Annotated in this window: 11 protein-coding genes and 1 riboswitch; of the genes, 5 read left to right on the forward strand and 6 right to left on the reverse strand. The window is 68.5% G+C overall.

The window, feature by feature from the left end; translation table 11 throughout:
* The first annotated feature begins 120 nt into the window (after positions 1 to 120).
* Positions 121 to 3,732, forward strand: coding sequence for a trifunctional transcriptional regulator/proline dehydrogenase/L-glutamate gamma-semialdehyde dehydrogenase (putA, locus tag ABOZ73_RS11155; RefSeq protein WP_369058220.1), 3,612 nt, complete (start codon positions 121 to 123; stop codon positions 3,730 to 3,732).
* Positions 3,733 to 3,786: 54 nt separating this feature from the next.
* Here the strand turns inward: putA (ABOZ73_RS11155) and ABOZ73_RS11160 are convergent, their stop codons facing one another.
* Positions 3,787 to 4,260 (reverse strand): Lrp/AsnC ligand binding domain-containing protein, encoded by a 474-nt coding sequence (locus ABOZ73_RS11160; RefSeq protein ID WP_369058221.1) that lies wholly within the window; start codon positions 4,258 to 4,260, stop codon positions 3,787 to 3,789.
* A gap of 108 nt (positions 4,261 to 4,368) precedes the next feature.
* Here ABOZ73_RS11160 and putA (ABOZ73_RS11165) point away from each other — a divergent pair, with 108 nt between their 5' ends.
* Positions 4,369 to 7,452, forward strand: coding sequence for a bifunctional proline dehydrogenase/L-glutamate gamma-semialdehyde dehydrogenase PutA (gene putA, locus ABOZ73_RS11165; RefSeq protein ID WP_369058222.1), 3,084 nt, complete (start codon positions 4,369 to 4,371; stop codon positions 7,450 to 7,452).
* On the opposite strand, the gene ABOZ73_RS11170 is transcribed toward putA (ABOZ73_RS11165), so the two are convergent.
* Positions 7,449 to 8,012, reverse strand: coding sequence for a TMEM165/GDT1 family protein (locus ABOZ73_RS11170; protein WP_369058223.1), 564 nt, complete (start codon positions 8,010 to 8,012; stop codon positions 7,449 to 7,451). The genes putA (ABOZ73_RS11165) and ABOZ73_RS11170 overlap by 4 nt on opposite strands.
* A gap of 95 nt (positions 8,013 to 8,107) precedes the next feature.
* Positions 8,108 to 8,204: riboswitch (yybP-ykoY riboswitch) on the reverse strand.
* Positions 8,184 to 8,945 carry a phosphatase PAP2 family protein gene (locus ABOZ73_RS11175; protein ID WP_369058224.1) on the reverse strand — a complete coding sequence of 254 codons (762 nt, stop codon included), beginning with the start codon at positions 8,943 to 8,945 and terminating at the stop codon, positions 8,184 to 8,186. (Overlaps the previous riboswitch by 21 nt.)
* A 152-nt stretch (positions 8,946 to 9,097) precedes the next feature.
* Here ABOZ73_RS11175 and ABOZ73_RS11180 point away from each other — a divergent pair, with 152 nt between their 5' ends.
* Entirely contained in the window at positions 9,098 to 11,593 is a 2,496-nt protein-coding gene (locus ABOZ73_RS11180) for a CHASE3 domain-containing protein (RefSeq protein ID WP_369058225.1), read from the forward strand.
* Positions 11,594 to 11,897: 304 nt separating this feature from the next.
* Positions 11,898 to 13,775: a ribonucleoside-diphosphate reductase subunit alpha gene (locus ABOZ73_RS11185; protein WP_369058226.1), complete on the forward strand. Its 1,878-nt coding sequence runs from the start codon at positions 11,898 to 11,900 to the stop codon at positions 13,773 to 13,775.
* A gap of 53 nt (positions 13,776 to 13,828) precedes the next feature.
* On the opposite strand, the gene ABOZ73_RS11190 is transcribed toward ABOZ73_RS11185, so the two are convergent.
* Positions 13,829 to 14,620: a thioesterase family protein gene (locus ABOZ73_RS11190; RefSeq protein ID WP_369058227.1), complete on the reverse strand. Its 792-nt coding sequence runs from the start codon at positions 14,618 to 14,620 to the stop codon at positions 13,829 to 13,831.
* A 225-nt stretch (positions 14,621 to 14,845) separates the two neighbouring features.
* Here ABOZ73_RS11190 and ABOZ73_RS11195 point away from each other — a divergent pair, with 225 nt between their 5' ends.
* A complete protein-coding gene (locus tag ABOZ73_RS11195; RefSeq protein ID WP_369058228.1) occupies positions 14,846 to 15,694 on the forward strand; it encodes a lipid A-modifier LpxR family protein in 849 nt (282 codons plus the stop codon).
* 1 nt (position 15,695) lies between these two features.
* Here ABOZ73_RS11195 and ABOZ73_RS11200 read toward each other — a convergent pair whose 3' ends face one another.
* Positions 15,696 to 15,866: a hypothetical protein gene (locus ABOZ73_RS11200; protein ID WP_369058229.1), complete on the reverse strand. Its 171-nt coding sequence runs from the start codon at positions 15,864 to 15,866 to the stop codon at positions 15,696 to 15,698.
* Positions 15,863 to 18,718: an ATP-binding protein gene (locus tag ABOZ73_RS11205; RefSeq protein WP_369058230.1), complete on the reverse strand. Its 2,856-nt coding sequence runs from the start codon at positions 18,716 to 18,718 to the stop codon at positions 15,863 to 15,865. The genes ABOZ73_RS11200 and ABOZ73_RS11205 overlap by 4 nt, the downstream gene beginning before the upstream one ends.
* Positions 18,719 to 19,009 lie beyond the last annotated feature (291 nt).

Below are 19,009 nucleotides of genomic sequence, written 5' to 3' on the forward strand. Positions count from 1 at the left end.
TTTTGAAGGCGTTGTTCTCATGAGATCTGGCTAATCATGCGCGATACAAAAGTCAAAAGTTGTATATCATCGACGATCTGAAGGTAAAATGCCTGTCGGCGAACGGGTAAATTCCCGCCCATGAAAACGCCGAGCCCCTTCGCCCAATTCGCCCCGTCCGTGCGCGAGCCGTCGCCGTCCCGCCGGGCCATCACCGCCGCCTATCGGCGACCCGAGCCGGAATGCCTGGCGCCGCTGCTCGCGGCGGCGACCGTTCCCGCGGACCAGCAGGCGGCGATCCGGGCGACGGCTGCGAAACTGATCAAGGCGCTGCGCGAAAAGCGCACCGGCGACGGCGTCGAGGGCCTGGTTCAGGAATTCTCGCTGTCGAGCCAGGAAGGCGTGGCGCTGATGTGCCTGGCCGAGGCCCTGCTGCGCATTCCTGACGATGCGACCCGGGACGCCCTGATCCGCGACAAGATCGCGACCGGTGACTGGAAGTCCCACATTGGCGGCGGGCGTTCGCTGTTCGTCAACGCCGCCACCTGGGGCTTGGTGGTGACGGGCAAGCTGCTCGACAGCGTCAATGACCGTGGCCTCGCCGCGGCCCTGACGCGCCTGATCGCGCGGACGGGCGAGCCGGTGATCCGACGCGCCGTCGATCTGGCGATGCGGATGATGGGCGAGCAGTTCGTCACCGGCGAGACGATCAACGAGGCGCTCAAGCGCTCGCGCGCCATGGAGGCCAAGGGCTTCACCTACAGCTACGACATGCTGGGCGAGGCGGCGACGACGGCCCAGGACGCGGCGCGTTACTTCCGCGACTACGAGAACGCCATCCACGCCATCGGCAAGGCGTCCCAAGGGCGCGGCGTCTACGAAGGGCCAGGCATCTCGATCAAGCTGTCGGCCCTGCACCCGCGCTACTCGCGCGCCCAGGCCGATCGCGTGATGGACGAACTGCTGCCCAAGGTCCGGTCCCTGGCCGCGACGGCGAAGTCCTACGGCATCGGCTTCAACATCGACGCCGAGGAAGCCGACCGCCTGGAGCTGTCGCTTGATCTGCTCGAAAGCCTCGCCCTCGACCCGGGCCTCGCCGACTGGAACGGCCTGGGCTTCGTGGTCCAGGCCTATGGCAAGCGCTGCCCGTTCGTCATCGACTGGATCGTCGAGCTCGCGCGCCGCTCGGGCCGCCGGATCATGGTGCGGCTGGTCAAGGGCGCCTACTGGGACGCCGAGATCAAGCGCGCCCAGGTCGACGGCCTGGCCGACTTCCCGGTCTATACCCGCAAGGTCCACACCGACGTCGCCTACATCGCCTGCGCCCGAAAGCTGCTGGCGGCGACGGACGCCGTCTTCCCGCAATTCGCCACGCACAACGCCCAGACCGTGGCGACGATCTACAATCTGGCCGGGCCCGACTTCGAGGTCGGCCGTTACGAGTTCCAGTGCCTGCACGGCATGGGCGAAGGCCTTTATGAAGACGTCGTCGGCGCCGAAGGCCTGGCGCGGCCTTGCCGGATCTACGCCCCCGTCGGCACGCACGAGACGCTTCTGGCCTATCTGGTGCGGCGTCTGCTGGAGAACGGCGCCAACTCGTCGTTCGTGAACCGGATCGGCGATCCGACCGTCTCCATCGACGAGCTGACGATCGACCCGGTCGCCCAGGTTCTCGCCTCGGCGGAGCCTGGCCGTGGCCACGACCAGATCGCCGCCCCCGCCCAGCTCTATCCCAACCGCCTGAACTCCGCCGGGCTGGACCTGAGCAACGAAGACACGCTGGCCGATCTGGGCCAGGCCCTCGTGCAAAGCGCGGCCATGGACTGGACCGCCGGCGACGCCGGCGAGGCGCGTGCGGTCCTGAACCCCGCCGATCACCGCGACGTGGTGGGCAAGGTGCGGGAGGTCCCCGCCGACCACGCCGCAGCGGCGGTCGTCCGCGCCTCGCAGTCGAAGTGGAGCGAGACGTCCCTCGAAGACCGCGCCGCGATCCTCGAGCGCGCCGCCGACGCCATGCAGGCGCGCATGCCGCTGCTGCTGGGCGTTCTGGTGCGTGAGGCGGGCAAATCGCTGCCCAACGCCATCGCCGAAGTGCGCGAGGCCATCGACTTCCTTCGCTACTACGCCGAGCGCGCCCGCAGCACCTTTGGTCCGTCGCAGGCCCCTCTGGGCCCGGTGGTCTGCATCAGCCCCTGGAACTTCCCGCTGGCGATCTTCGCCGGTCAGGTGGCGGCCGCCCTGGTCGCCGGCAACCCGGTGCTGGCCAAGCCGGCCGAGGAGACCCCGCTGGTCGCGGCCGAGGCCGTTCGCCTGCTGCATGAAGCCGGCGCTCCCCTTGACGCGGTGCAGCTGGTTTGCGGCGCCGGCGATGTGGGCGCGGCCCTGGTCGCCGCGCCGCAGACAGCGGCGGTGATGTTCACCGGCTCCACCGAGGTCGCCCGCCTGATCCAGAAGCAACTGGCGCAACGCCTCTCGCCGGCCGGCAAGCCCATCCCCCTGATCGCCGAGACAGGCGGCCAGAATGCGATGATCGTTGATTCCTCGGCGCTGGCTGAACAGGTGGTGGCCGACGTCATCGCCTCGGCCTTCGACAGCGCGGGCCAACGCTGCTCGGCCCTGCGAGTTCTGTGCCTGCAGGAGGAAGTCGCCGAACGCACCCTCAAGATGCTCAAGGGCGCGCTCGCCGAGCTGCGGATCGGATCCACCGACCGCCTCGCCGTCGACATCGGCCCCGTCATCACGGCGGAGGCGAAGACCAATATCGAACGCCATATCGACGCGATGCGGGCCAAGGGTCGTACGGTCGAGCAACTGGATATGCCGGCCGAGACGGCGCACGGCACCTTCGTGCCGCCGACGATCATCGAGCTCGACAGCATCGCCGATCTGGAGCGCGAGGTGTTCGGCCCGGTGCTCCACGTGATCCGCTACAAGCGCGCCAACCTCGATGCGCTCATCAACGCGATCAACGCGACGGGCTATGGGCTGACCTTCGGCGTCCACACGCGCCTCGACACCACGATCGAGTACGTCACCGACCGCATCAAGGCCGGCAACCTCTATGTCAATCGCAACGTCATCGGCGCCATCGTCGGGGTTCAGCCGTTCGGTGGTCGCGGCCTGTCGGGCACGGGTCCGAAGGCGGGCGGCCCGCTCTATCTGGGCCGTCTGGTTCAGGCCCCGCCCCAGGCCGCGGCGAGCGTTGCTGGGGCCCCGGACGCCGCGCTGCAGGCCTTCGCGGCCTGGCTCGACGCCAAGGGCGAAGCCGAAGCCGCCCAGCAGGCGCGCGACTATGGCGCGCAATCGATGCTGGGCCAGGCTGTCGAGCTGCCGGGACCGGTGGGCGAGCTCAATCTCTACGCCCTGCACGCCAGGGGCCGCATCCAGCTGCGTCCGCAGACCGAGCGCGGTCTCTATCAGCAGATCGCCGCGGTGCTGGCGTCAGGCTGCGTGGGTCAGGTGGAGGGCATGGCCCTTCCGTCCGGCCTGCCCATGGCCGTCGTTGATCGTCTGACGGCGAAGGATGGTGATCCGCTGGCCGGCGTGCTGGTCGAAGGCGAGGGCGAGGTCGTCACGACCGCCGCCCAGGCCATGGCCGATCGCCCCGGCGCCATCGTGTCGGTCCACGCCGCCTCGCCGGAGATGTGCCGCACCGGCCGCGCCTATCACTTGGACTGGCTGCTGGAAGAGGTCTCGACCTCGATCAACACCACGGCCGCCGGCGGCAACGCCAGCCTGATGGCCTTGGGCTAAAGCGCTTCGGGCGATCGGTCGGGACATGAGCCCGGCCGATCGCGCCGCAGGGGGCTAGATCGGCAGGCGGCCGTCGCTCTTCACCTCTTCCAGCACCGCATAGGTGCGGGTCTCGCGCACCCCAGGCATCTGGACCAGGGTGTCGCCGAGAAAGGCGCGATAGGCCTCCATGTCCTTCACGCGCGCCTTGATCAGGTAGTCGAACCCTCCGGCCACCATGTGGCATTCCAGGATGTCTGGCGCCCGGCGGGCGGCGGCGGCGAAGGCTTCGAAGATGTCGCCGGTCGTGCGGTCCAGCACCACTTCCACGAAGATCAGCAGGCCGCGCTCGACCTTGGCCGGATCCAGGATCGCGGTATAGCCGGTGATGTAGCCGGCGTCGCGCAGTCGCCGGACCCGTTCCAGGCAGGCGGCGGGGCTCAAATTGCAGACCCGCGCCAGTTCCTGGTTGGTGATGCGGCCATCGGCCTGCAAAGTACGCATCAGCCGGCGATCGGTGTCGTCCGGGCTGAAGGGTCTTCGGTCCATGGTTCCCACCCCGAATATTATTTTGGCTAACGACTAATCAAGGATCGCACATTTAGCTGGGGGTTGGATATGTCGAAGCAAGTTCGATCTCGAAAGCCCGATCCCGCCATGGATAGTCTCGACTCCCTCAAGTATCGCGACGAGGCGGAGACGCTCGCGGGCCTGCTGGCCAGCCCGCCCCTGAGCCCCGAGGACCGGGCCGGCGTGCGCGCCGAGGCCGAGGGGCTGGTGCGCACCGCCCGGCGTATCGCCCGCCGTCACGGGGTGGTCGAAAGCTTCCTGCAGGAATTCTCGCTGTCCACGCCGGAAGGCCTGGCGCTGATGTGCCTGGCCGAGGCGCTGCTGCGGACGCCGGACGAGGACACCAAGGACAGGCTCATCGCCGAGAAGATCGGCTCCGCCGACTGGGCCAGCCACTTCGGCAAGTCCGACAGCCTGTTCGTCAACGCCTCCACCTGGGGCCTGATGCTGACCGGCAAGCTGGTCGATGTGGACGATCAGGCCCAGCGCGACCTGCCCGGCTTTATCAAGCGCGTCACCGCCCGCGTCGGCGAGCCGGTGATCCGCGCCGCCGTGGGCCAGGCCATCCGCATCATGGGCGAGCAGTTCGTGCTTGGCCGCACCATCGAGGCCGCCCTGAAGCGCGCGGCGGGCGAAGGCTATCTGTGCTCGTTCGACATGCTGGGCGAGGGCGCCCGCACCGCGGCCGACGCCGCCCGCTACGAGACCGCCTACGCCCAGGCCATCGATACGGTCGGCAGGCTGTCCAACGGTGTCGGCCCTGAAAGCGGACACGGGGTGTCGGTTAAGCTGTCGGCCCTGTCGCCGCGCTATGAAGCGGTGCAGGAGACCCGGGTATGGGCGGAGCTCTATCCGCGCCTCAAGCGCCTGGCCCAGATCGCGGCGCGCCACGACATCAACTTCACCATCGACGCCGAGGAGGCCAACCGCCTCGCCTTGTCGCTGAAGCTGCTCGACCGTCTGGCCCGCGAGCCCGAGCTGGGCGGCTGGCATGGCCTGGGTCTGGCGGTTCAGGCCTATCAGAAGCGCGCGACCTACACCGTCGCCACCGTCGCCGACATCGCCAGGAACAGCGGTCGTCGGCTGATGGTGCGGCTGGTCAAGGGCGCCTACTGGGACAGCGAGATCAAACGCGCCCAGGTCAATGGCAGCCCCGACTATCCGGTGTTCACCACCAAGGCGGCCACCGACCTGTCTTACCTGGCCTGCGCCAAGGCGATGATCGAGGCGTCGCCGCACATCTATTCGCAGTTCGCCACCCACAACGCCCACAGCCTCGCGGCGGTGAAGCGCATGGCCAAGACAGCCGGGGTGAAGATCGAGTTCCAGCGCCTGCACGGCATGGGCGAGGCGCTCTACAAGGCCGCCGACGATCTTTATGACGGCATCACCCTGCGCGCCTACGCCCCGGTGGGCGGGCACGAGGACCTGCTGCCCTATCTGGTTCGCCGACTGTTGGAGAATGGAGCCAACACCTCCTTCGTCCATGCCTTGCTCGACGAGCGGGTGCCCGCCGAGAGCGTGGTGGTCGATCCGATCGAGGCCGTCGAGGCGGCCGGCGCCCAGCGCCACGCCAAGATTCCGGTCCCGGCGCACATCTATGGAAAAGAACGTCTGAACTCGGCCGGCGTCGACCTGTCGATCGCCGAGGAGCGCGTGCGCCTGCTCACCGCCGCCGTCGCCCTGGACAGCCAGCGCCTGTCGGCCGCGCCGATGGTGGCCGGCCGCGCGGCGGATTCCGGCGCCGCCGTGGCCGCGGTCTCGCCCGCCGCCCATGACCGCATCGTCGGTTGGGTGAACGAGACGTCCGCCGCCGACATCGACGCGGCCTTCGACGCCGCCAAGGCCGCTCAACCGGATTGGGACCGGGCCGGCGGCGTCGCCCGCGCCAAGATCCTGCGCGCCATGGGCGACGCCCTGGAGACCACTACGGACCGCCTGATCGGCCTGTGCGTCCGCGAGGCTGGCAAGACCCTGGCCGACGGCGTCGCCGAGGTGCGCGAGGCGGTGGATTTCTGCCGCTACTACGCCAACCTCGCCGAGACCCAGTTCGGCGAGCCCGAAATCCTGAAGGGTCCGGTGGGTGAGACCAACACCCTGGCCCTGGCCGGGCGCGGCGTCTTCGTCTGCATCAGTCCTTGGAACTTCCCGCTGGCCATCTTCACAGGCCAGCTCGCCGCGGCCCTTGCCGCCGGCAACGCCGTGCTGGCCAAGCCGGCGGAACAGACGCCGCTGATCGCCGCCGAAGCCGTGCGCCTGTATCACGCCGCCGGCCTCGACCCGCGCCTGCTGGCGTTGTTGCCGGGCCGGGGCGAGACCGTGGGCGCGGCCCTGGTGGCCGACCCGCGCTGCGACGGCGTCGCCTTCACCGGCGGGACCGACACGGCTCGCCGCATCAACCAGACCCTGGCTGGCCGCGAGGGACCGATCGTTCCGTTCATCGCCGAGACCGGCGGCCTCAACGGCATGTTCATCGACACCACCGCCCAGCGCGAGCAGGTGATCGACGACGTGATCCTGTCGGCCTTCGGCTCTGCCGGTCAGCGCTGTTCCGCCCTGCGCCTGCTGTTCCTGCCCAGGGACACCGCCGACGGCATGATCGAGGGCCTGAAGGGCGCCATGGACGCCCTGGCAGTGGGCGAGCCCGCCGATCCGGCCACCGATGTCGGACCCGTCATCGACCAGGAAGCGCGAGAAGCGCTGGAGAAGCACGTCGCCCGCCTGGAGAAGGACGCTGTGGTCATCCACCGTCTGGCGGCGCCGGCCCGGGGCACATTCTTCGGCCCGGTCCTGGCCGAGATCCCGACCGCCGACTTCCTGGAGCGCGAGGTGTTCGGTCCGATCCTGCACATCGTCCGCTACGATCCCGAGAACCTGGAGGCGGTAGCAAGCGCCCTGGCGGCTCGCCGCTATGGCCTGACCCTGGGCGTGCACTCGCGCATCGAGTCCTTCGCCCAGGCGGTCCAGCGCCATGTCCCGGCCGGCAATGTCTATGTGAACCGCTCGATCATCGGCGCTGTGGTGGGCGTGCAGCCATTCGGCGGCGAGGGCCTGTCGGGCACGGGCCCCAAGGCAGGCGGTCCCCATTCTCTGAGCCGCTACTGCGTGGAGCGGGCGGTGAGCGTCAACATCACCGCCCAGGGCGGCGACCCCAGTCTGCTGAACCTTTAGCCGGCGATCAGCACCCACAGGCCGACCGCGGCGAAGCAGGCCGCGGCGGCGTAGCGGATCGCCTTGAGCGGCAGCTTGGTCGCCGCGGCCTCGCCGATCAATACGGCCGGGACATTGGCGATCATCATGCCCAGGGTCGTCCCGGCCGTGACCAGGGCGATGTTCTCGAACCGCGCGCCCAGGGCGGCGGTCGCCACTTGGGTCTTGTCGCCCATCTCCACGAGGAAGAAGGCGATGGCGGTGGCCAGGAACACCGAGCCGCCCCCGCGCATCTTGGGCGTGTCGTCCTCTTCAAGCTTGTCCGGGATCAACGCCCAGCCGGCGAAGGCCAGGAAGGCCGCGCCCAGGATCCAGCGCATCCACGGCCCTTGCAGGAACTGACCCGCCACCGCGCCGACGCCCGCCGCCATGGCGTGGTTCAGCAGGGTCGCGACCAGGATGCCGGCGATGATGGGAACGGGTTTGCGGAACCGGCTGGCCAGGACCAGGGCCAGCAGCTGGGTCTTGTCGCCGATTTCAGCGACGGCCACGAGACCCGTGGAGACGAGGAAGGCTTCCATGAAAGATGCGTCCGGCGGGGCCGCGTTGATTGGACCTATGGCGTCTCACGCACACGGCCCCGCTAGACCGCGCGTGAAAGCCAAAGGTCTCGCCAGGCCTTGAAAGGCTGATCGCGCCATGGGTCGAAACCCAAGTTTGTTGACGCGAACCCCGCTGATAGTCGCGGGCGGCTACTCCCCAGTGACGGCGCGGTCTGTAGTCCCCGGCGGTCCGGAACGCAAGCCGCGTCGCCGCTCGATGAACCAGGCGGTCAGCCAGCAGACCATGGCCCAGGCCGCGCCAAGGCTCCATCCGGCCAGGACGTCGCTGGCCCAGTGCACGGCCAGATAGACGCGGCTGATCCCCACAAGGGCGGCGATCAGGATGGCGGCGGCGAAGATGAAGACCTTCAGCCGCCGCTGGCCCATCGACTGAGCCAGCAGGGCGCCCAGGGTCAGGTAGGTGATGGTGGACAGCATGGCGTGGCCGCTGGGGAAGCTGGCGTTGATCACCTCTTCCGCGCGGAAGATGTCGGGCGGGCGATCGCGGTCGTAGAACGCCTTCAGGGCCTGGCTGATGATCACCCCGCCGCCGAGGGAAAGGGCGACCAGCAGGGCCGATCCCCGTCGCCCCTTCAGCAGCAGGAAGCCCACCGCCAGGCTGGCGATCAAAACCAGCGGCGCGATCCCGCCCAGGGCGGTCAACTCGCCCAGCGCCCGCTCCAGCCAGGGCGGCCCCAGGGCGTCGCGGGGATCGGCGCCAGGCCGCAGCCAGTCCAGCACCGATTGGTCGAACCGCTGGCCGTCGGCCTCTGTGGCGTCGTCGGCGATCTCGATGAAGGCCAGGCTTCCGGCGGCCGTGACGAGCAGGGCGCACAATACCGCCAGTTCCGCTCGGCCAAAGCGGATGGCCCGCTCCAGCAGGGCGGTGATTCTCTGGGCAAGCGGCGCCATGGCGGTTGAACGCTCACGGATCCGGGCGGTTGCGGCCTTAAGTTTCTGCCCCGGCGTCGACTTGGGGTCGATTGTCGCATCCCCGACGTAGTAAGTGTTCCATCAACCGGGCTGGGCCATAGCGGGCCGCACGTTTTTGTATCGAGACGCCTATGGCCGACACCTCCCACGCCCCCAAAGGCCGCACCCTGCGCGTGGCCATAGCCGCCGCTCTGGCCGTGATCCCGGTGCTGCTGCTGGCAGGCTATGTCCTGATCCAGGCCTTTGCCCGCGAAGACGCCATGCGCGATGCGCTGAACCAGTCTTTCCGGACGCGGACCCAGACCCAGAAGGTCCTTTCCCTGCTGCAGGACGCCGAGACCGGCCAGCGCGGCTACATGATCACCGGCGATGACGCCTTCCTCGGGCCTTACATCGTCGCGTCAAAGGAAATCCCCGACGCGCTCTCAGAATTGGAGGCCCTAGTCGATCCGGCCCAGGCGGAGCGCATGCGCGCCCTGCGCCGCGTCAGCACCGCCAAGCTCACCGAACTGGCGCTGACCGTCTCCATGCGCCGGGCCGGCCAGATCGAACAGGGCATGGCCCGCGTCCGCTCCGGCGTCGGCCGCAAGATCATGGATGAGGCCCGCGGCGCGATCGCCGCGATCGAGGGCCACGAGGTCGCCCTGCTGCAGCATCGCCTCGATCAGGCCAAGCACGCTCGCCGGGGTACGGAGCTGCTGACCTCCGGCCTGTTCGCCTTCCTAGTGCTTCTTGTTCTGGGCGCCGGCGTCTCGATCCTGCGGACCTTGCGCGAACGCGAGGCCATCGCCCTGCGGCTGCAGGAAACGGCCGCGCGTCACCAGGCGGTGTTCGACAGCGCCGTGGACACCATCATCACCCTCAATCCCAGCGGGAGCATCGAGACCATCAACCGCGCGGGCGAGCGCACCTTCGGCCGCAAGGCGGCGGAGCTGGAGCGCCGCGACCTGGGCGTGGTCATCGAACTGCCGGCCAAGGGCGAGGGGGCTTTCCTCAAGCGCATCGGCCTCACCGGCGAGAGCCTGCGCGACGGCGTGGTCATCGAAGGCGTCGGGCGGCGTCCCGACGGCAGCGCCTTCCCCGTCGACGTGGCGTTCGGCTCCATGCGCCTGAGCCGCGGCCTGCACGTGGTGGCGGTGGTCCGCGACATCTCCGAGCGCAAGCGCATCGAGCAGCTGAAGGACGAGTTCATCTCCACCGTCAGCCACGAGCTGCGCACGCCCCTGACCTCCATCGCCGGCTCGCTGGGCCTGCTGAAGGGCGGGGCGGCGGGCGTGCTGGAGGAGCGCGCCGACCGCCTGATCACCATCGCCCACAAGAACTGCGAGCGGCTGGTTCGCCTGATCAACGACATCCTGGACATCCAGAAGATCGAGTCCGGCAAGATGCGCTTCGCCGAGACGGAGCTGGATCTGGTCAAGGTCGTGCACCAGGCGGTCGAGGGCCTGCGCGGCTACACCAGCAAGCTGGGGATCGAGGTGACCGTCGCCGAACCGGAAAAGCCGCTGGTGATCCGGGGTGACGTCGACCGCCTCACCCAGGTGGCGAGCAATCTGATCGCCAACGCCGCGCGCTTCTCCCCGGCCGGCAAGCCGGTGGAGGTTTCGTTCGTCGTCGACGGCGACACCGTCCGCGCCAGCGTCCGCGACCATGGGCCCGGCGTGCCCGAGGCGTTCCGCTCGCGGATCTTCAGCAAGTTCGCCCAGGCCGACGGCTCCAGCACGCGCGAGGACGGCGGCACGGGCCTGGGCCTGGCCATCAGCAAGGAGATCACCGATCGGCACGGCGGCAAGCTGTGGTTCGAATCGGAGATCGACCAGGGGGCGGTGTTCCACATCGACCTGCCGATCCTGAAGCCCAGCGCCCCGCGCCCGGCGGAGGGGGTGTCGACCTTCCTGGTCTGCGAGAGCGACCTTCAGGCGGGCGCGCTACTGCAGGCCTTGCTGGAGGCCGAGGGCGTGCGGACCGAGCTGGTGACCGATCTGGCCACGGCCGAGACCGTCCTGTCGGAGCGCAGCTACGCAGGCCTGTTCTTGGACCTGAACCTGCCGGACGGCCATGGCCTGGACCTGCTCAAGCGGCTGCGCCTGCAAGGTCCCAACCGCAGCCTGCCGGTGGTGGTGGTCTCGCTCGAGGCTCCGAGCCCGGACGCGCTGAAGGGCGCGGCGGTGGAAATCATCGACTGGATCGGCAAGCCGCTTGATTCGGCCCGCATCCGCGCGGCCATCGGGACGGTGATGCAGCGCCCCCGTCCCGAGGGGCCGATGATTCTCCACGTCGATGACGATCCGGACGTTCTGCATCTGGTGGGCGAGGCCCTGGGCGACGCCGGCGAGATCATCCGCGCCCAGAGCGTGATCGAGGCGCGGGCGATTCTCGCGGTGCGCCGGCCGGACCTGGTGATTCTCGACCTTGGCCTGCCAGACGGCTCGGGGCTCGAGCTGCTTCCCCTGCTCAAGGGCCCGGACGGCGATGCGATTCCCGTGATCGTCTTCTCCGCCCAGGAGCTGGAGGACGGCCTGTTCGCGAGCGTCGACGAGGTGCTGACCAAGTCGCGCACCACGCTCGATCACCTGGCCTCCCTGGCGCGCAAGCTGTCGGCGGAGCGGGACGCGGGAGCGGTGTGAAAAACTGTCCCCTGGGGACAATCTTCAGGCCGCAATTTTTTCGCTGAAGGCGGCTCGAAGGGTCGGCGCCCCGCAGGGCCCCGCCATTGCTGAACATTGGGTTAGGGAACCCGCTGGGGAGCCTTCGCCGTCAACAGGTTGTTAACGAAAAAGTCTGGTTAAGCCCCATTCACCCCGTTGACGATTCACCACCTGCGTGGCCCCATATGTAGGTCGGCGGTGGGCAGTCGGCACAACATCTAGACAACGGACGGCAGGGCGCGGGCCCGGCTGAAAGTGTTTAAAGTACAGGATCTTGGGGCTGATGATGGCGAGTGAAGCGGCGAAGCAGCAGGCAAACACCAGCGCCCGGGCGGCGCCGATGCGCCCCGCGGAGCGTCCGCACCTGCATGTCGTCAGCAAGGTCGAGGTCGACCGTTCGCGCGACGCGCTTCTGACCGACTTCGGCAAGACCACCCTGGAGGACCGCTACCTCCTGCCGGGCGAGTCCTACCAGGACATGTTCGCCCGCGTGGCGACCGCCTTCTCCGACGACGCTGAACACGCCCAACGCATTTACGACTATATCTCCAAGCTGTGGTTCATGCCGGCGACCCCGGTGCTGTCCAACGGCGGCGCCGACCGCGGCCTGCCGATCAGCTGCTTCCTGAACTCGGTGTCCGACAGCCTCGACGGCATCGTCGGCGTCTGGAACGAGAACGTCTGGCTGGCGGCCAACGGCGGCGGCATCGGCACCTACTGGGGCAGCGTCCGCTCCATCGGCGAAAAGGTGAAGGGCCAGGGCCAGACCAGCGGCATCATTCCGTTCATCCGCGTGATGGATAGCCTGACGCTGGCCATCAGCCAGGGCAGCCTGCGCCGGGGTTCGGCGGCGGTGTACCTGGACATCCACCACCCGGAGATCGAGGAGTTCCTCGAAATCCGCAAGCCGTCGGGCGACTTCAACCGCAAGTCCCTGAACCTGCACCACGGCATCTCGATCACCGACGCCTTCATGGAAGCCGTCCGCGACGGCGCCAAGTTCGGCTTGCAATCGCCCAAGACCGGCGAAGTGGTCCGTGAAGTGGACGCCCGCGACCTGTGGCAGAAGATCCTCGACCTGCGCATGCAGACGGGCGAGCCCTACCTGATCTTCTCCGACACCGTGAACCGCGCCATGCCGCAGCACCAGAAGGACCTGGGTCTGTCGGTGCGCCAGTCGAACCTGTGCAGCGAGATCATGCTGCACACCGGCGCCGACCACCTGGGCAACGACCGCACGGCGGTGTGCTGCCTGTCGTCGGTGAACGCCGAGACCTTCCTGGAATGGCGCGACGAGCCGCGCTTCATCGAGGACGTGATGCGCTTCCTCGACAACGTGCTGGAGGACTTCATCCTCCGCGCGCCGTCGCCGGCCGCCGCCGCCGTCTACGCCGCCCAGCGCGAGCGTTCGGTGGGCCTGGGCCTGATGGGCTTCCACTCGTTCCTGCAGGCTCAGAACGTTCCGTTCGAAAGCGCCCTGGCCAAGAGCTGGAACATGCGTCTGTTCAAGCACCTGCGCCGCGAGGCCGACAAGGCCTCCAAGCTGCTGGCCGAGGAGAAGGGGCCGTGCCTGGACGCGGCCGAGCGCGGCGTGATGGAGCGCTTCTCGCACAAGCTGGCCATCGCCCCGACCGCTTCGATCTCGATCATCTGCGGCGGCACGTCGGCGGGCATCGAGCCGATCCCGGCCAATATCTACACCCACAAGACCCTGTCGGGCTCGTTCGCGGTGAAGAACCCCTATCTGGAGCGCCTGCTCGACGAGAAGGGCCAGAACACCGAAGCCGTCTGGGGTTCGATCCTCGAACAGGAAGGCTCGGTCCAGCACCTCGACTTCCTGACCCAGGACGAGAAGGACGTCTTCAAGACCGCCTTCGAACTGGATCAGCGCTGGGTGGTCGAACTGGCCGCCGACCGCACCCCGGAAATCTGCCAGTCGCAGTCGGTGAACATCTTCCTGCCGGGCGACGTGGATAAGTGGGACCTGCACATGCTGCACTGGCAGGCGTGGGAGCGCGGCGTGAAGTCGCTCTACTACCTGCGCTCCAAGTCGGTTCAGCGCGCGGCCTATGCCGGCGCTGACGGCGCCGAGGCCGCCGCGCCCGCCGAGGGCATGAGCACCCCGCGCACCGACTACGAAGAGTGCCTGGCCTGCCAATAAGGCAGACGCGCAAGACATCGAAGGGCCGCTCCGCAAGGGGCGGCCTTTTTCGTTCAGCCGAACACCGCCACGGTCTGCCGGCCGATCAGGACGGGCCGGTCACCCGCCCCCCACAACGTCATGCCCTGGGCGGAATAGCCGGCGGCGGTCACCTCCGCCTTGCTCTGGCAAAGCCAGAAGCCGTCCTGCGGCTGGGCGTCCTGATCGGTGAACTCGACCATCCAGGTCATGGAGCTGATCGGCGCCCATTGGCGGTACAGCACAGCGGCGGCTGGCGGCAGGACATCGCCCAGGGCTAGCAGGGACGCCGCGTTCGACCCGGCGTCGGCGTCACGGTGCCGGATCCACCACAGCAGTTCGGGGTCGCCCTCGCCAGCCAGCGGGGTGGAGCCGCCGGCGATCCGGCGCTCGAAGTGTTGGCCGAACCCCCGGCCCTGAGCCAGATCTTGCGACTCGGCTGCCGAGGCGACGGCGGGCTTGCCGATCCAGGTCAGATCCAGCTGCGATGCCCGCGCCGCGCCGAAGCACAGGGTCGCGCGGGTGGCGAGGCCGCTGTCGCTCGCCATGTCGACATTGACCACGGTGACTGACTTGCCCTGGCGCAGGATCTCGGTGCGAAAGGTCGCCTCTCCCGCCGCGGGGCCGACGAAAGTGAGCATGGCCGAGCGCAGGGGCGGCAGGTCGTCAAAGGCGTGCAGGGCCGCCTCGACGCACAGGGCGGCCGACAGCCCGCCATAGGTGGTCCGCCCCTGGAGCCAATCCTCGGGAATGTGCGCACTACCCGATGTCCGGACTGTCTCCACCAGGGCGGAGTACGGCGTCGGGGCGATCACGGCGTCGGTCATCGGTATATGGTCCTGTTTAAGGACTTACTCTGGAGGGATGGGTGTTGAGCGTCAACTCTCGGCCACGCTTGGGGGCCCTAGCGACCTGATCACAGAAGGCTGAGACCGGACGCCCTGCCGACATCGGAACCCGAAGCCCCGATCAACGATTGTTTCAGCGGATGACGATCACGCGGTCAGGATGGGCCGACCCGCGGACTGATCGGGGACGATGGGGGATCCGCCATGCGGATCTGGGTTGGATTGGGATGTCTGGCGGCCTGGGCGGCCGCCGGCTCGGCCTTTGGCCAGGCGCTCGACGCCTCTGACTTCGCCGTGCAGGGCCAGCGTCCGCTCGGCGTCGGCGGCGCGTTCGCCACGCAAGGCCCCGTCGCATCTCCGCTTTCCATGTCGTCCACCCGCTATGACGACGCCCACGGGATCGTCGACTGGTCGACCCGCGAGACGGTCACGCCCAGCAAGAGCGGCAAGCGGGTGGACTCCGTCCGTGTCAGCGTCGCCAGCTATACGCCCGGCCGCAGCGGCCTCGTCCTGCCCCAACCTGGCGTGGACGCCGAGGATTTCGCCAGCGTGGACGCCTATGACGTCATCCTGACGCGGGGCTGGCCCGCCGCCGTGGCCTTCTCCGCCGGCAAGCTCGACATCGACGTGTCGCCGCACGCGGCCGTCGGCTTTGGCGACAGCGGCAACAGCGCCGAGGCCGGCGCCATGTTGCGGGTGGGGCGGAACCTGGAAGAGCGCGTGGACGGGGCCCTCGACCGGGTCGGCGTCAAGGACGGTTCGTCCTTTGGCGAAAAGGGCCGCTGGTATCTCTTCGCCGCCGCCTCGGGCCGCGCGGTCGGCATGAACATGATGCAGGGCGCCGGCGGATGGGAGCGGGCCGGCTGGTCCACCGACGCCACCAGTCGCCTGGTCGGCGACGCCCAGGCCGGCGTCGCCTGGCGCAAGGGCGCGATGCAGGCCTCGATCGGCTATGTGGGCCGGCGCATCAAGGGCAAGGAACAGTTCCGAGGCATGGAGACTGTCCAATCCTCGATGGTCGGGGTGAGCTTCAGCCTCCGCCCCAAGTGGTGAGCTAGCCGCCCGTCCAGGGCTTGCGGGATTTCGAGCTGTTCAGGCCCATCGCCTGCTCTCGCTGAAACCGTCCGCCGCGCGGCGGCTTCGGCCGCGCCTCCAGCGCCGCGTTCTTCAAACGCAGAGCCTTCTGGATCGGCGTCTCGTTCGGCGGGGCTTGGTCGTCACTCATTGCGAAATCCTGGCCTTGGTCCGGTGCGCCCGTTTGCGGGGCGCAGGCGGGGTCGCGGCGACGAGGCCGCCCAGGGTGGATAGCAGAGTTTCCGGGATCACGGGCTTGCCGACCCAGGCGTCGAACACCTCCATCAGGGCCGGTGTCGCGGCGCCGGCCGAGAAGGCGATGATCGGACGGCGCGCGCCGGGCGCCTCGGCCGCGCGAAGATGGCGGGCGACGCCTTCGCCGTCCAGGCCGGGCATGCGCAGGTCCAGCAGGAAGGCGTCGAAGGATTCGCTCTCGGCTAGGCGAATGGCCTCCACCCCGTCATGGGCGAGGCGCACATCCACCCCGACGGCGTTGAGGAGCACATGCACCAGCTGGCGGTTGGCGAGGTTGTCGTCGGCGAACAGCACCCGGCGGCCCGCCATGGCCGGCGGCGCGTCCTCGGTCTCGACGACCTCGGCCTGACCCATGGGCGCGGGGATCGAGAAGCTGAAGCGAGAGCCCTGACCGACGGTGCTGGTCACCGCGATCGATCCGCCCATCGCTTCGATCAGACCCTTGCAGATGGCCAGGCCCAGACCTGTGCCGCCATGGGCGCGGGTGGACGAGCCGTCGATCTGGGAGAAGCGCTTGAAGAGCTTCTCCATGTCGTCCGGCGGGATGCCGGGGCCCGTGTCGGACACGTCGATACGCAGCATCGTCGTTTGCGGATCATAGGCGGCCTCCAGGCGAACCTCGCCCGCCTCGGTGAACTTCACCGCGTTGCCCAGCAGGTTGAGCAGCACCTGCCGGACGCGCTCGGCGTCGATGCTCACCGCCGTCGGCAGGGTCTGGATGCCCGTGGAGCATAGGGTCAGTCCCTTCTGGGCGGCCTGGATCGAGAACAGGGCCACCGTCCGCTCCGCCAGGGTGCGGGGATCCGTATCGACGGGATTGATCTCGACCTGACCCGCCTCGAGCTTGGAGAAGTCGAGGATGTCGTTGATCGTCGCCAGCAGGGCGCGGCCGGCGGTGGTCACCAGCTCCAGATACTCGACGGTCTGCACATCCTGGCCCGGGCGACGGGCGGCCATCTCGGAGAATCCGATGACGGCGGTCAGGGGCGTGCGCAACTCATGGCTCATATTGGCCAGGAACTCGGCCTTGGCGGCGGCGGCGGCCTCCGCCTCCACTCGGGCTTCGTGAAGCTGCGCCTCCAGCGCCTTGCGGGCGCTGATGTCGCGGACGATGTCGGTGATGCCGGTGATCCGGTCGGTCGCGGGGTCGCGGACGACCACGGGCTGGCCCTCGAACCAGGCGGTCTCGCCGTTGTGCTTGCGGATCCGGTACTCGATCCGGGTCGGCGGCCGCCATTCGCTGTCGAGGCCCTGGGCGACCAGGGCGGCCAGCATGGCGCGAGCGTCGCTGCGCACCAGGAAATCCAGCGCGCTGCGCCCCGCCAGCTGCTCGGAGTCGTAACCAAGCAGCATCTTCGAGGATGGGGAAACATAGGTCAGCACGCCGCGCGTATTGCACTGGACGACCAGGTCGTTGGCGTTCTCCGCCAGAAGGCGGAAGCGCGCCTCGCTTTCGGCCAAGGCCGCCTCGCTGGCGACTTGGGCGGTGATGTCCAGGGTGGTGCCGAACACCGCCGTCGGCGCGTCATGGTCGCGATCCAGCCGCATACGCACCGACAGCCGCCGCACGCCGCCGTCGCGACGGACGATGCTGACATTGATGTCGTTCATCGGCGGCGCGCCGGCGACGATGTTCTGGAACTCGGCGCTCAGCAGGTCACGGTCCTCTTGGACCAGGATGGAACGCACCGTCGCGAGCAGGTCGGCGTCCTCGTCGGTCAGGCCGAAGATGTCGTACATCTGGCGCGAGCAGACGAGGTTCTGGGCCTGCAGATCCATGCGCCAGTGGCCCAGGCCGATGACGCCCTCGGCCATTTCGGCCCGGCGGCTGTGCTCGCGCGCGGCGTCGCGGGCGGCGACCGCCTCCTGCTGCAGGCGGCGTCCACGGGCGGCCATGGCGGCCACGAACAGCGCGGTCAGGGTGGTGACGGCCAGGAACAGCTGCAGGGCGATGGCCTTCTCCACCGCGTTCATCGGTTGGTTGTCGAGAGAGCCGACGCCAGCGGCGCTGAGCAGCACGGCTGTGATGGCGGTGACCGCAACCCCGATCATCGCGCCCAGGGCCTCCATCCGCACGGCCAGCAGCAGGACCAGCGGCGGCACGAAGAACAGGAACGGGTAGGGGCCGAAATGGAAGACCGCGACCACCATGGCCGCGATGGTCGCGATGGCGGCGATCGAGATGCGGTCGAAGAAGCGGGCGCCGAAGCCGTCCGGACGGCGCACAAGAGTGGTCAAGGCCGGCGTGATTATCAACAGGCCCAAGCTGTTGGCCAGGGTCCACAGGGTCAGGTTCTGCATGATCATGCCGCGACCGAGGGCGTGCAGCATGAGCGAGCTGATCAGGGCCGAGCCCAGGACGCTGCCGACCGCGGCGACCACGAACCATGTCAGGTGGCGCGGCTGGCTGAGGTCGACTTGCGCACCCAGGATCTTACGCACGATGAGGGCGCAGGCGACGTACTCGACGGCGTCGGTCACCGACAGGCCGAAGGCCAGAATCGGCGTCGCGCCGGCGGCGGCGTTGCCGATCAGGTTCCCGCTGACGGCGGCCGCCACGATCCAGCCCCAGTAGCGGGTGGGCGCCAGCAGCAGGGCGGTGAGCGCCACCGCGTTCGCCGCCCAGATCGGCGTCAACTGCTTGTGGCGCATTGTCAGCGCCACGCACGACCACGCCAGGAAGGCGACGGCGGGTGCGACGGAGCCGATGGCAAGCGCTCTGGCGAAGGGACGGCGCAGGACGGTCATGCTGCAAACATGACAACCACATCTAAAGGTGGTGCTAACCGCCGAACTGAAGGTCCGCGAGCAAGGCTGCCGCGACGCGGTCTGTGACAGAAAGGCGGCGAAGCTTTGTCTGACCGCTTGACAGCGCTGTCAACGCGTCGTTAGTTAGTCTCATAAACAGGCGGAAAACCGCCCGCACCGCGTTTGGGAGGACGCAAGGCCATGCAGAACAAAGTTTCGAGTCCGTCCGCTTAGGCGGCGTTGGACCCAATCACGAGCGTCGATCTCGCTGACGCCCGGCATGCGCACGAT

This window comes from Caulobacter sp. 73W, assembly GCF_041021955.1.
Lineage (GTDB): Bacteria > Pseudomonadota > Alphaproteobacteria > Caulobacterales > Caulobacteraceae > Caulobacter.

Bases quoted from the DNA above. Each gene is read 5' to 3' on its own strand.
- putA (WP_369058220.1), top strand. From the start codon at position 121: ATGAAAACGCCGAGCCCCTTCGCCCAATTCGCCCCGTCCGTGCGCGAG.
- ABOZ73_RS11160 (WP_369058221.1), bottom strand. From the start codon at position 4,260: ATGGACCGAAGACCCTTCAGCCCGGACGACACCGATCGCCGGCTGATG.
- putA (WP_369058222.1), top strand. From the start codon at position 4,369: ATGGATAGTCTCGACTCCCTCAAGTATCGCGACGAGGCGGAGACGCTC.
- ABOZ73_RS11170 (WP_369058223.1), bottom strand. From the start codon at position 8,012: ATGGAAGCCTTCCTCGTCTCCACGGGTCTCGTGGCCGTCGCTGAAATC.
- ABOZ73_RS11175 (WP_369058224.1), bottom strand. From the start codon at position 8,945: ATGGCGCCGCTTGCCCAGAGAATCACCGCCCTGCTGGAGCGGGCCATC.
- ABOZ73_RS11180 (WP_369058225.1), top strand. From the start codon at position 9,098: ATGGCCGACACCTCCCACGCCCCCAAAGGCCGCACCCTGCGCGTGGCC.
- ABOZ73_RS11185 (WP_369058226.1), top strand. From the start codon at position 11,898: ATGATGGCGAGTGAAGCGGCGAAGCAGCAGGCAAACACCAGCGCCCGG.
- ABOZ73_RS11190 (WP_369058227.1), bottom strand. From the start codon at position 14,620: ATGACCGACGCCGTGATCGCCCCGACGCCGTACTCCGCCCTGGTGGAG.
- ABOZ73_RS11195 (WP_369058228.1), top strand. From the start codon at position 14,846: ATGCGGATCTGGGTTGGATTGGGATGTCTGGCGGCCTGGGCGGCCGCC.
- ABOZ73_RS11200 (WP_369058229.1), bottom strand. From the start codon at position 15,866: ATGAGTGACGACCAAGCCCCGCCGAACGAGACGCCGATCCAGAAGGCT.
- ABOZ73_RS11205 (WP_369058230.1), bottom strand. From the start codon at position 18,718: ATGACCGTCCTGCGCCGTCCCTTCGCCAGAGCGCTTGCCATCGGCTCC.